A 12,608-nucleotide genomic window follows, 5' to 3' on the forward strand; every position below is an offset into this window, starting at 1 on the left:
GCTCCATCAAAACAAAGTAGTGTTTAATTTTATTTTACACTGCGTATTTAAGGTAAAACTTAGATATAGTGGGTCGTTAGCTCAGCTGGTAGAGCAGCGGACTTTTAATCCGTTGGTCCCGCGTTCGAATCGCGGACGACCCACCACTTATTTTGATCACCTTTAGATGGGTCGTTAGCTCAGCTGGTAGAGCAGCGGACTTTTAATCCGTTGGTCCCGCGTTCGAATCGCGGACGACCCACCATCTCATTGTAAAAGCCAATTTTACAATACCTGCTCAGGATAGCTTATCCTTGCTCAGGGTCGTTAGCTCAGCTGGTAGAGCAGCGGACTTTTAATCCGTTGGTCCCGCGTTCGAATCGCGGACGACCCACCATTCTTTCTTAGGGCTTCTTTCTTTAATACAGCAGTGTTAAAACAGAAACGAAACCTACAAACGATCCGACCAAGACCAAACATCTACAACTAGATGCTTCGCCATTCTCGATTTTTTGTTAAATTTACCTATTCAAGATATAAATTTGATATTGTATGTCAAATATTAAATCTGAAAATAGTTAGATGGCATATGTAATCTAGTATTCCAAACTACATACTGCGTCTATCTTGTAAAAATTTTAAAACGATATTTTAACGTGTTTTAAAATTTTCTCAGGGTTGTTAGCTCAGTTGGTAGAGCAGTAGACTCTTAATCTATTGGTCGTGGGTTCGAACCCCACACAACCCACCATATCTTTCAAATTTAATTTTTAATTCTTGGTTTCTAACTTTTTCAATACATAAGCTTTAGTTGGAACATAAGTACCATCAATCAATTGACCATTTTCAACTTTATTGTTGGCATAGATGCTTTCTAGGTCAATAACCAAATTACCCTCTGGGTTAACGTGATAATAAAAGTTTACCCCTTCTTTTCTTTTAACTTCAATCTGATGTGTTTTAGGATTAAATGTCCATGTATTTTGTTGATAGATGTGGCTTGAGGGTTTTGATCTCGCTTCATGACTCATTTTACCCAAATAAACAATGGTACGATGCGATGTGCCATCTGCCAATAAACTAATGACAAACTCTGCTTTCCCTTTATCACATAAAGCAAATTTTTCAGAACAATCAATAATTAAGTGATAACGCCCCACATAGGCTTGCGATGCCTTTGAAATCATTTTTTTAGAATGAGCAATAGATTCAGGTTCTGTTAAACGTGGCAAAGCCGTTCTACCTGCAACTTCTGTAAGACGCTTCCCATCTTCGATATCTACCGTATTTTCTTGTGCTGAGTCTGCAACAACCTTCACCGACGCCACATCACCCTGTGAACTGGTCGTATTTTTTGTTTGTGTTGAAGAATCACAAGCCCCTAACAATAAACAAATAGCCATTCCAACATATTTAAAGGAACCGATTTGAGTATATTTAAACGCCATCATATGAATAAACCAATGTTTATTTTAAATAAACTTACATATTTTAATAGTTAAGCTATGATATTTTATTTTCACTTAAACTATAAATTAATCCCCCCTGATTGTTACAAAACTATATAACAATATAATAAATCTAAACATTTAGAGAAATTAATTCACCTTTTGGTGAAAATTAACTTTTTAATTCATGATCAATTTTTTATTTACAAAAGTATACAAACCACTTCCCTCACATTCTTTAAATTTTAGAATAAAACCCAATATAAAGATTAAAGGTATTTTACTTTTGATTTAAATTTTAGGAGAAATTATTCATGACCAAATCTGGTTTATATCGTTCTAGCCGACAAAACATGATTGCGGGTGTGATGGGCGGTATTGCTGAACGTTTTGGTTGGAATGTAACATTACTTCGCATCATTTTTGTTCTTGTATCATGTATGAGTGCTGCATTTCCTGGAATTCTGGTTTATTTAGTTTTATGGCTGTTAATTCCTAAACAAGATTTGCAACTAAATTCACCGCATGCAAATCCGTATCAGCAATCTATTCGTACGGTGCATGAGGAAAAATATAAATAAACTTATCGTTATAGATTACTTTTTTACCGCTACGACAGCGTCCCCCTAGACTGTCGTAGCGTTTTTTTATGTGCTAAAACCTCATGGAGTACGATTTAATTGTTGTTGCATGGCTGCAATCATATCTGCACGACTAATAATACCAACCAATTTGTGTTGTTCAACGACAGGAATATAATTAAATGAGCGTTCTACAAAATAAGGCACTAAATCTTGAATAGGTTGTAATGGCTGTACCGTCACGACTTTACGATTCATAATCTGTTTCACCAGATGCTCCCAAGAAGCACGTGGATCTGCAGCTCGCTTAAACCATTCTACGACTTCATAAAGTGCAAGCGTCCCAACTAACTTATTTTCAGTATTAACGACAGGCAAGCTCATTAAATTAACATGTTTAAATTTATCTAAAGCCTGATGAATATCATCTTGCTCAGACAAACTAATGACATCTTTACTCATAATGTCTTGGCATAGATATTGACTAATTGCTCTTGCATTGGCTTTTTCCTGCGCTTCTAAAATAATTTTTTGTAGATCGTATTCACTGATATCCAGTAACTCAGTTTGATGCTCTAAAACTTCCTGAATATCTTGCGGTTGAATCGTCACTTTTTGCGTTGGCGTTGGGTCTTTAGAACGCGTATTGACTTGAGCAACTTGTGGATATTGCTTGCCAAGTAAACGGTTAAAAATAATTGCCACAGCCAAAAGTAAAACAGAATTTAATAAAACAGGATAGAAAATAAAGTGATAGCCTAACTCATGAACTGATTCACCACCTAACACCGCTGTAATGGCAACTGCACCACTGGGTGGATGTAATGAATCTGTACTCATCATCAGGAAAATTGCCAAGGCAACAGCTAGACTAAAAGCCGCAGTCTGATTCGCAATGAACATTGCACATGTCACACCAATAAAGCCTGCAATGGTGTTGCCAACAATGATATTCCAAGGCTGCGAAAGTGGACCTGCAGATACTGCAAACAAGAGTACAGATGATGCCCCCATCGGTGCAATGTACCATGCATTGAAATCACCTAAGACATACCAACTGATTAATGAGGAAATTGCGAGTCCAATTAAAGCCCCAATTCCACATAATAATCGTTCTTTAAATGGTAATACTTTAAAGTTAGGTTTTAAGGTATTCAGCCACTCAAGTTGCGTATGAAACATTGAAGTCCTTCGCTTTTGCACAAATGAAGTGCAAATTATACGTGGTTGTTATGATAAGGTGTATGTATTATCTATTTTAACGAGCTAAAAAAGACACTACTTTTATCACATAATGATTTTTATCAAATATAATCAAAGAATTAAACTTATATTAATCAGCACTATTATTGTTCAAATATAACCCAATCATGCCTAAAGTACGCGCATCTGATCATAGTGGTTATTGATAATGGACATAAAACTGATTATTGAAAATTTCATCTGCATCATATTTTTTCTTTAAACGAAAGAAATCATCTGCCTGCGGATAAACCAAACGCATTTTTTCACGGCTGATATGCAAACGATAGGGCAAATAATAAGTTCCTTGATGTTTCAGTGCAGCATCCACAAGTTGATTGGTCAATACTTGCATTTGCTGTTCCTGCTCTGGTGTTTTCTTTTGATTAAATAAAAAGACAAGACCAAAGACATCTTCACGTGCATAGTTCATAAAAGCATCCTGATCATGACGTACTTCCCGAATGGTGATATTCAGCAAGTCAATTTTTGATGCTGTTAAAATTGGTTTTAAATCTTGAATAAAAGCTGCCAACTGCGATTTTGGAATAAAATATTCATGTAATAAATCAGTTGAACTTGGATCTTTATTTGCAATAAGACTGGCTCTCTCATTCAAAATTTCATTGCGACTAAAGCTGGCATAAGGTGAAACCTGATTTAAGCTGCTTTCCAGATCCCAACGCAGTCGTTTGCCATATTCATTGTCAACTGAACCTCGAAAAACAATCCGTTTCACTTCCGCATTTTTATTTTGCTGTTGTTTCAATAGCAACGGTTTTTCATCGGTTTTGATAAAATAATTCAGGCTTGCCTGCTCCAAACGATGTTTATCTGAAATACGCAAACGTCCATAAGCAAACTGGACTTGTGGATTGTTCGTAACGAGCTGCTGATAAGTTTTTAGGTAATCCTGCGGATCAAGCGAAATCGAATTAAATTTCAAAGCCACATTATCAACGACTTTAAGTTTGACATCTAAAATAATGCCAAATAAACCATAGCCTCCAATGACCAGTTTAAAGAGTTCAGGGTTTTCATCACGACTACAATTGACGATTTCTCCATTTGTCTGCATTAAAGTAAATGACTGCACACTTGAGGAAATAGGCGCTGCATTTTGTTGCCAACCATGACCATTAACACTGATTGAACCACCAATGGAAAAATCACTGAAAGATTGCATGACTGCAATAGATTTACCAAAACCATCCAGATATTGCAGTGCCTGTTGCCATGTTGCACCTGAACCAATGCTAAGAATATTGGTCTTTTCATCCAAATGCATGTGATTGTACGGCAACATATTTAAAGCAATGCCATCGGGGTAAATGGTATGCCCGCCCATGCTGTGTTTCGCCCCTGAAATTGACACTTTTAAATGATTTTGCTGTGCATAGACCAACAATTCTTTAAGTTGCTTTTGCATTGCCTGTGGTTCTGTTTCCACATCCACAATTTTTGCAACTTTGGTTTTATTTAAATGGCTTGCATCATCACGATAACCTGTCGGGAGTTGCTCAATATTTTGATGTTCATTGATTTTTGTACGAATTAGATGAATTGCTGGAATTGAAACTACAGCAAATAAAATCAGAAAAATGCTGAGCCAAAGCGAGGTTTTATGGTGTTTTTGCATACCTATTTATTTTTAATATCATGTATATTTATTTAACAACTTATAATCTATAAATCAGAGCAATGCAAAAAGCGTATCCAAACGTCATTATTCTACGAAGTTTATTGCTCGCGCCTTTACCCGTTCTTTTTGGTTGGATGGTTTATCTCTGTTGCCAACCTACTTTTTTTGATCATTATGAAGGATTTAACAATCTAGCCTTACTAATCAAACTTTCTCTAGTCGTGTATTTGATCTATATTTTTATCATTTCACCATGTTTATTTATAATTTTATATTTTCTCAACCGCACTAAACACATTCATTTTTTCACCCTGACCTGTATTGCTTATTTTTCAACAATTTTACTGACTTTATTGGGGAATTATTTTAAAGACCATGACTTACCCAATACCTTCTTTGAATTTAAAAAGATTTTTATTTTAAATCCTCTTTTGCTTTGGACAGTTTCAACAGCTTTTACTTTTTGGTTATTTTTAAAATGGCATGACTACAAAAATCGTTCAGATCTAAATGCTTAATGTTATATCCTATAGGGATGACACATTTTAAAATAACATGAAATATAAAAGGAAAATAAATGGCTTATATCATGGTTGACATCGAAGCTGATGGACCCATTCCCAGCGATTATTCAATGATTGCATTGGGTGCTGTACTTGTAGATGAAGATTTAAATCAGCAGTTTTACGGCTTACTTAAACCTATTTCAGAAAATTATATTCCACAGGCGTTAGCGGTTTCTGGTTTTAGTCGTGAGGAAACTTTAAGTTTTAACAACCCTGAACATGTCATGAAAGACTTTGCCAAATGGATCGCCAAAGTCAGCAAAGACCGCCCAATTTTTATCAGTGATAATAACGGTTTTGACTGGATGTTTGTCTGTTGGTACTTTCATCATTTTACGGGGAGTAATCCATTTGGATTTAGTTCGCAAAATTTAGGCAGTTTATATAAAGGTTTGACCAAAGACACGTTTCAAAATTTTAAACATTTGCGTAAAACTGCACATACCCACAATCCTGTTGATGATGCCAAAGGCAATGCTGAAGCATTATTGGCTTTGAAAAAAGATTATGGGTTGAAGATTAAGTTTTAAATGAATATAGAAAATAGGCATTCTCTACTCTATACATTTAGAAATAATCATAAAAATAGCTTTTGCAAAAACCATGGCAAATATATTAAGCATATTCAATACCTTAAAAAACAAACCAAAGGTCATAAATATTGAAAAAAACAAACCATCATTTCACTGTTAAAGTGCTTTTTCTAAAACTTCAGGTCAATCATTCTCAAATCAAAAAATGTTTAACGATTGCACCTTTTTATCCTTTGGCTTTCTATTATCTTTTGACTAATTTAGCACTTCTGATCCAAACACAATTTGCATTAGAAACCTTTGGCATGTTCATCATGTTATTACCTTTTGTTGTAGGTGCTTTAATTTTTTACTTCATTCTCATTTATGCTTTTATCTATGCTATTCAACTTTTTTTACACAAGTACTTGTTTATCAACTTTTGGACAATTCTTTTTTCAGCAATTCTCCTCTCCGCTACTTTTATTTTGCTCGGCATTAAGGTCTTACACTTAGAATTAAATGATTTATGCTATCTATATTTATTCTCAGTTCCAACAGCGATTGGTTACTGGTTTTTACTTTTGAAAGAACATCATAAAAACACACATGCTTAAATGACAATTTTATAGACTAACCTTTGCCACTCTCCTGCAAAATCCTTATACTTAGAACCAATTTTTTCTAATACTTATAGTGGATGCTGCATGAGTCGCGCCATATCGCATATTGATACATTCCAAGGCTTAATTCTTGCCTTACAAAACTACTGGGCTGAACAAGGTTGCGTCGTGTTACAACCTTACGATATGGAAATGGGTGCAGGGACATTCCACACAGCAACATTTCTTCGTGCGCTTGGTCCTGAAACATGGAACGCTGCATACGTACAACCATCGCGTCGTCCGAAAGACGGACGTTATGGCGAAAACCCTAACCGTTTACAGCACTATTACCAATTCCAAGTGGTACTTAAACCAAACCCAGACAACATCCAACAGCTATACCTCGACTCTCTAAAAGCGATTGGGATCGACACGTTGACTCACGACATTCGTTTCGTCGAAGACAACTGGGAATCTCCAACACTCGGTGCTTGGGGCTTAGGTTGGGAAGTTTGGCTCAACGGTATGGAAGTGACTCAGTTCACTTACTTCCAACAAGTGGGCGGTGTTGAATGCTACCCTGTTACAGGTGAGATCACTTACGGTTTAGAACGTTTGGCAATGTACCTGCAAGGTGTAGATTCAGTTTATGATCTTGTTTGGACGAAAGGTCAGTTCGGTACTGTGACTTATGGCGATGTGTTCCATCAAAATGAAGTTGAGCAATCAACTTACAACTTTGAATACGCACCTGTTGAAAAAATGTTTGAGCTTTTCGACTTCTATGAAGCAGAAGCAACGCGTTTAATCGAGGTAAAACTTCCACTTCCTGCATACGAACAAGTCATTAAAGCCTCTCATTGCTTTAACTTATTAGACGCTCGTGGCGCAATTTCTGTGACTGAACGTCAGCGTTATATTTTACGTGTACGCACCTTGGCGCGTGCCATTGCACAAAGTTATGTTGCCGCACGTGCTGAGCTTGGTTTCCCAATGGCTGAACCACATTTACGTGATGAAGTATTGGCACAGTTAAAAGCACAAGTTGAAAGCGATGCAAAAGCTGAGAAAGTTGAATCTAAGGAGAGCAAATAATGTCTAAACATACAGTATTGTTCGAATTAGGCTGTGAAGAACTTCCACCAAAAAGCCTCAAAACTTTACGTGATGCGTTGACTGCTGAAACTGTAAAAGGTTTAAACGATGCAGGTTTGGCTTTTGATGCGATCGAAGCATATGCTGCTCCACGTCGTTTGGCTTTAAAAATTGTCAATGTCGATGGCGCACAAGCAGACACACAAAAACGTTTTGATGGTCCTGCAAAACAAGCTGCATTTGATGCTGAAGGCAAGCCAACTAAAGCACTTGAAGGCTTTATGCGTGGTCAAGGCATCACTGTAGATCAAGTTTCGACTTTCCAAGCAGGTAAAGTTGAAAAAGTGTGTTACTTAAAAGATGTGAAAGGTCAAAGTCTTGACGTATTACTTCCACAAATTTTACAAACTGCGTTGGACAATCTGCCAATTGCAAAACGTATGCGTTCAGCAGCAAGCCGTACTGAATTCGTTCGTCCTGTAAAATGGGTGGTATTGCTGAAAGATAATGATGTGGTTGATGCAACCATTCAGGATCATAAAGCAGGTAATGTGACTTATGGTCATCGTTTCCATGCGCCTGAAGCGATTACGTTGGCAAATGCAGATGCTTACTTAGATGCGCTTCGTAAAGCGTATGTCATTGCAAACTTTGAAGAACGTCAAGCGATCATTGACGGTCAAGTCAAAGCTTTGGCTGATGAAGTGAATGCAATTGCGATTGTACCAAGCGACCTTCGTGATGAAGTGACTGCATTGGTTGAATGGCCTGTTGCACTTCGTGCAAGTTTTGAAGAACGTTTCCTTGCTGTTCCGCAAGAAGCGCTCATCACCACCATGCAGGACAACCAAAAGTATTTCTGTTTGGTCAATGCTGACAATAAACTTCAACCTTACTTCATTACCGTTTCAAATATTGAGTCTAAAGATCCGACTCAAATTATTGAAGGGAATGAAAAAGTTGTACGCCCTCGTTTGTCAGATGCTGAATTCTTCTTCTTACAAGATCAAAAGCAACCGCTTGCATCTCGTAAAGAGAAATTAGCAAATATGGTGTTCCAAGCTCAATTGGGTACACTTTGGAATAAATCTGAACGTATTGCAAAATTGGCTGTGGCATTGTCTGCAATCACAGGTGCAAATCCTGCCGATGCTGAAAAAGCGGCACTTCTTGCGAAATGTGACTTAACTTCTGAGTTGGTGGGTGAATTCCCTGAACTTCAAGGGATTGCCGGTACTTATTACGCACGTCTTGAAGGCGAAAACGATGAAGTTGCAGAAGCTTTAGGCGAGCAATATTTACCTAAGTTTGCAGGTGATGTTTTACCGAAAACCAAAACAGGTACAACCATTGCCCTTGCGGATCGTTTAGATACGCTCACAGGTATTTTCGGTATTGGTCAAGCACCGACAGGTTCGAAAGACCCGTTTGCACTTCGTCGTTCTGCGATTGGTATCTTACGTTTGGTGACTGAAAACAATCTTGATGTTTCGATTGAAGAACTGATCAAACTTGCTTTAACTGCTTATGGCGATGTGATTAAAGATCACGACAAGACTTTGGCAGATGCAGTTGCATTTCTTGAAGGTCGTTATCGTGCCAAGTATGAAGACCAAGGTGTTGAAGTTGATGTGATTCAAGCGGTTCAAGCGCTTTCTCCAAAATCTCCTTTAGATTTTGATAAGCGTGTGAATGCGGTGAATCATTTCCGTAACTTGCCTGAAGCTGCTGCGCTTGCTGCGGCGAATAAGCGCGTTGCGAATATCTTGGCGAAAGAAGCTGCGCCTACAGGTGAAATTGTTGAATCTAAATTGGTTGAAGATGCTGAAAAAGCGCTTTATACCGAGATTCAAAACCTACTTCCTGTGGTTCAACCGCTTTTAGCTGCAAAAGACTATACTGAAGCATTGTCTAAACTTGCTGCGTTACGTGCACCGATTGATGCGTTCTTTGATAACGTTATGGTCATGGCGGAAGATGCTGAGTTGAAAGCCAACCGTTTACGCATCCTTGCACAGTTACGTGGTTTATTTACAGCAGTTGCTGATATTTCGGTGTTACAGCACTAAGCTAAATATTTGAAATAGGATAAAAACCCTGCTTAAATAAGTGGGGTTTTTTATAAAAAGTTACTATGGAAAAATTAGAAATATTTCTTATCAATTTATTTATGTGGGGCGAATTATTCTCAACTCAAGGAGTTCGTGACACTACAATTATACACTGTGAAGGTTTTGTATTTGAATTTAGACAACAAGATATCAAACTAAAGCAGAGTGAATATATTAATAAAACTATTATAACTACCATAGTTACAGTTCGTAATATTACAGAAGAGCAAATTCCTCAAATTTTAGAAATTATTGATAATATCTGTTGGTTACTATCTTTTGCTCAACAATCACCCGTTGCCCGTCATGGCTATAAAGTAAATGCTAATGAAAGTTTCAATTCATGCTCACACATTCTCATTAACCCACTAAGTAATATTATTGATGATCGAGGAGAAGATATTCGTAAATTTGTTGAACTGACCTATCCAACTTTTAAAAAATTGAAATCATCAAGACAACTACCTATAGTCATTGGGTATTTATGCGAAGCCAACCGCTCTTCCTTAGCTTTAGAAATAGCCCTTATTTCTCATTATATTGCAATAGAAAATCTAAAAAACACTTTTGCATTAGAGCGACAATATGAATATAACGGAAAATATTTTATTCATAAAAATTTTCCTCATTTAGATAATCCTCCAAAAGATATAGAAAATTATTTACCACTCACAAAGAATAGAAAAAAATATGTTCATAAACAATTTGGTCAGGTTTCATCAACCGAAATGACTTTGAAAATGTTTGAGGATATAAATTTTAATAGAACCAAAATAATGCCATTTTTAAAAAAACGGCATAAGATAATTCATGAAGGAATTCTATTGCCATGCAGTGGCAATAACTACATTAACCAAGCTATTGTAGATCGATGTGATGTGAGTGATTTATTACGACAATATTTATTAACCTTATTAAATTACAAAGGTACATATTATTTAAGTAGAGATCGCATTGGTTGTTCTGGTCTTATCACTTAACATAGTACTATGTTTAACATCTATATCGAACCAAAAAATTAAAGAAGACTCTTATGATTAAAACACAAGTTTTAGTATTCACAATATTGACTTCAGCCCTCACCGCCTGCTCAACTACACCCACTAACCCCAACGCCCCTGTCGTATTGGAACAACACAAAAACATCTCTGCCGAACCTTCAACAAAGCACAACCTCGCTCGTCTCATTCAGCAAAAAGACAACTGCGTGATCGAATTTACAGGCAACTTTGAAACAGGCAAAGCGACTGAACATTGGATCTTTAAAGGCGATCAACTCATTTCCGCATTTTCAAATGTAAATGCTGAAGTAGAAAATAAACAAACTGTTTTCGACATTCAAGATACTGAAAAACTGAAAAATTTTGCAGCCTTACAAAAGAATTTTAAAGCAACAAACTTAGAAAAATGCCAATAATCATGACAGAACTACTTTAAATTAAACCTTTGAAGTAGTTCTTTTTCCATTCATCTTTAAAACATAAAGAATTGGATAGAACCACAGAAATAGCGCGAATATTCCCACGACAAAAATCACAAAAAATGGGGGTATAACATCTCGAATTTGATCATAAATTCTCATTAAACCCAGAGTGTCTGTATTAAATAATACCCCTATCATTAAAAATAAAATCATATGAGGAACAATAAAATGAACAATTTTTAATGATAAAAATTGATAAAATTTTACAAACCACAAGCTCGGTATTAAATAAATGAATAAGATGATTAACCATATTATCCACGTTAAAATTTGATAACCAAGGCTTAAAGAATTTTCCCCACCACAACCACAGGCAAAGCTCGGTTGTAAAAATAAAATCGGGATAATCAACCAAAATACATTTAAATATTTAATTTTTATCATTTTAAATTTCTCAATGATCTTCTTATACATGTAGACTATACAACAGCTTTGTTTTTACTCTGTATCACTTTGCTTACAGAATCCATGTCACTACTTTTTTCACAGTATGATACTAACTAAACACGCTATGAGCCTCTACATATAAAGGAAGAAGTCACAATGAAAAGTATTAAAATTTTGTCTTTTGCGACTGCCATTTTGGCAACATCCTCAATTTATGCAGAAACAAAAACACCACCATCTTATGGTGATAACCCAAATATTTTCAAAGTTTTAGCACATAAAACGGGTGAAAAAATTCAAAATACTGCTGAACGTGTGGGTGCTGCTGCTGAACGCGGTGTAGAAAAAATTAAACCGAAAGTAGACAATGCATGGGAAGAAACAAAAACCTTTTCAGAACAACAAACTGAACGTGCAAAAATAGGTGTACAAAAAGGTGCGGAAAAGGTGACAGAAACTGCGAATAACACCCGAGATGCTATAGTCGGAACAAATAAAGGAACTGTTCCTATTGAACGTGGGCATTTAAGTCAGTCTGCTACAACAATCGTAACGCCGCAAATAACACCGACTACGAGCAATCATTCTTCAGTAACAAACCCAGCGACTACACCAACAACGACACAAATCTCAACAGAAACCGCGGTTACCATAGACCCAACTCAGCAGCATTTAAATGAACCTGTAGAACCCGAGATCAGTAAACTTTCTTTGCCAACTCCTCAATCGAACAAAAATAAAGAAGATATTCCACAATAATTAGTTAGAGCAAAATGATCATATTTATTTAATATTTATAATAGTTTTAAGTAAATTTGATCATTTTTAATGTTTTGTTTTAAGGGTCATACAATCGTTTAAAAATAAAACAATAACGATACAAAACAATAGGTTAAATAAAACAGCATCACATTAATAAATGTAAACTTATGTAAATTTCAAATAAAAATATAAAGC

General features: G+C 36.2%; 11 protein-coding genes and 4 tRNA genes. 11 read left to right on the plus strand and 4 right to left on the minus strand.

Features of this window, described 5'->3' with window-relative positions; translation table 11 throughout:
• Window positions 1-70 precede the first annotated feature (70 nt).
• From HX005_RS01175 to HX005_RS01190, 4 genes are all read left to right on the plus strand, one after another.
• Window positions 71-146, plus strand: a tRNA-Lys gene (locus tag HX005_RS01175).
• Window positions 147-168: 22 nt separating this feature from the next.
• Window positions 169-244 (plus strand) — tRNA-Lys (locus HX005_RS01180).
• Between the two features lie 56 nt (window positions 245-300).
• Window positions 301-376, plus strand: a tRNA-Lys gene (locus HX005_RS01185).
• A 278-nt stretch (window positions 377-654) separates the two neighbouring features.
• Window positions 655-730, plus strand: a tRNA-Lys gene (locus tag HX005_RS01190).
• Window positions 731-749: 19 nt separating this feature from the next.
• Here HX005_RS01190 and HX005_RS01195 read toward each other — a convergent pair.
• Window positions 750-1,430 (minus strand): hypothetical protein, encoded by a 681-nt coding sequence (locus HX005_RS01195; protein ID WP_286376011.1) that lies wholly within the window; start codon window positions 1,428-1,430, stop codon window positions 750-752.
• 311 nt (window positions 1,431-1,741) lie between these two features.
• Here HX005_RS01195 and HX005_RS01200 point away from each other — a divergent pair, with 311 nt between their 5' ends.
• A complete protein-coding gene (locus tag HX005_RS01200; protein WP_107006881.1) occupies window positions 1,742-2,008 on the plus strand; it encodes a PspC domain-containing protein in 267 nt (88 codons plus the stop codon).
• A gap of 81 nt (window positions 2,009-2,089) precedes the next feature.
• Here HX005_RS01200 and HX005_RS01205 read toward each other — a convergent pair whose 3' ends face one another.
• Window positions 2,090-3,190, minus strand: a complete 1,101-nt coding sequence (locus HX005_RS01205) for an HPP family protein (RefSeq protein WP_286376012.1) — start codon at window positions 3,188-3,190, stop codon at window positions 2,090-2,092.
• A gap of 220 nt (window positions 3,191-3,410) precedes the next feature.
• Window positions 3,411-4,889, minus strand: a complete 1,479-nt coding sequence (locus HX005_RS01210) for an FAD-binding oxidoreductase (RefSeq protein WP_286376013.1) — start codon at window positions 4,887-4,889, stop codon at window positions 3,411-3,413.
• 580 nt (window positions 4,890-5,469) lie between these two features.
• Between HX005_RS01210 and HX005_RS01215 the strand changes: the two genes are divergently transcribed.
• From HX005_RS01215 to HX005_RS01235, 5 genes are all read left to right on the plus strand, one after another.
• The gene (locus tag HX005_RS01215; RefSeq protein ID WP_286376014.1) at window positions 5,470-5,988 is read left to right on the plus strand and encodes a 3'-5' exoribonuclease domain-containing protein; all 519 of its coding nucleotides are present in this window, start codon (window positions 5,470-5,472) and stop codon (window positions 5,986-5,988) included.
• A 689-nt stretch (window positions 5,989-6,677) separates the two neighbouring features.
• Window positions 6,678-7,670, plus strand: coding sequence for a glycine--tRNA ligase subunit alpha (gene glyQ / locus HX005_RS01220; protein WP_286376015.1), 993 nt, complete (start codon window positions 6,678-6,680; stop codon window positions 7,668-7,670).
• On the plus strand, window positions 7,670-9,739 hold the full coding sequence (gene glyS, locus HX005_RS01225) for a glycine--tRNA ligase subunit beta (protein ID WP_286376016.1): 2,070 nt from the start codon (window positions 7,670-7,672) through the stop codon (window positions 9,737-9,739). The genes glyQ and glyS overlap by 1 nt, the downstream gene beginning before the upstream one ends.
• A gap of 65 nt (window positions 9,740-9,804) precedes the next feature.
• Window positions 9,805-10,761, plus strand: a complete 957-nt coding sequence (locus HX005_RS01230) for a hypothetical protein (protein ID WP_286376017.1) — start codon at window positions 9,805-9,807, stop codon at window positions 10,759-10,761.
• A gap of 53 nt (window positions 10,762-10,814) precedes the next feature.
• Window positions 10,815-11,198: a hypothetical protein gene (locus tag HX005_RS01235; protein WP_286376018.1), complete on the plus strand. Its 384-nt coding sequence runs from the start codon at window positions 10,815-10,817 to the stop codon at window positions 11,196-11,198.
• 21 nt (window positions 11,199-11,219) lie between these two features.
• Here HX005_RS01235 and HX005_RS01240 read toward each other — a convergent pair whose 3' ends face one another.
• Complete coding sequence (locus HX005_RS01240) at window positions 11,220-11,648, minus strand: hypothetical protein (protein ID WP_286376019.1); 429 nt, start codon at window positions 11,646-11,648, stop codon at window positions 11,220-11,222.
• A gap of 159 nt (window positions 11,649-11,807) precedes the next feature.
• Here HX005_RS01240 and HX005_RS01245 point away from each other — a divergent pair, with 159 nt between their 5' ends.
• Entirely contained in the window at window positions 11,808-12,410 is a 603-nt protein-coding gene (locus HX005_RS01245; RefSeq protein ID WP_286376020.1) for a hypothetical protein, read from the plus strand.
• Window positions 12,411-12,608 lie beyond the last annotated feature (198 nt).

The organism is Acinetobacter sp. R933-2, assembly GCF_030325485.1.
Taxonomy (GTDB): domain Bacteria; phylum Pseudomonadota; class Gammaproteobacteria; order Pseudomonadales; family Moraxellaceae; genus Acinetobacter; species Acinetobacter sichuanensis.

Coding starts and splice junctions, on each gene's coding strand:
- HX005_RS01195 (WP_286376011.1), bottom strand. CDS start 1,430: ATGATGGCGTTTAAATATACTCAAATCGGTTCCTTTAAATATGTTGGA.
- HX005_RS01200 (WP_107006881.1), top strand. CDS start 1,742: ATGACCAAATCTGGTTTATATCGTTCTAGCCGACAAAACATGATTGCG.
- HX005_RS01205 (WP_286376012.1), bottom strand. CDS start 3,190: ATGTTTCATACGCAACTTGAGTGGCTGAATACCTTAAAACCTAACTTT.
- HX005_RS01210 (WP_286376013.1), bottom strand. CDS start 4,889: ATGCAAAAACACCATAAAACCTCGCTTTGGCTCAGCATTTTTCTGATT.
- HX005_RS01215 (WP_286376014.1), top strand. CDS start 5,470: ATGGCTTATATCATGGTTGACATCGAAGCTGATGGACCCATTCCCAGC.
- glyQ (WP_286376015.1), top strand. CDS start 6,678: ATGAGTCGCGCCATATCGCATATTGATACATTCCAAGGCTTAATTCTT.
- glyS (WP_286376016.1), top strand. CDS start 7,670: ATGTCTAAACATACAGTATTGTTCGAATTAGGCTGTGAAGAACTTCCA.
- HX005_RS01230 (WP_286376017.1), top strand. CDS start 9,805: ATGGAAAAATTAGAAATATTTCTTATCAATTTATTTATGTGGGGCGAA.
- HX005_RS01235 (WP_286376018.1), top strand. CDS start 10,815: ATGATTAAAACACAAGTTTTAGTATTCACAATATTGACTTCAGCCCTC.
- HX005_RS01240 (WP_286376019.1), bottom strand. CDS start 11,648: ATGATAAAAATTAAATATTTAAATGTATTTTGGTTGATTATCCCGATT.
- HX005_RS01245 (WP_286376020.1), top strand. CDS start 11,808: ATGAAAAGTATTAAAATTTTGTCTTTTGCGACTGCCATTTTGGCAACA.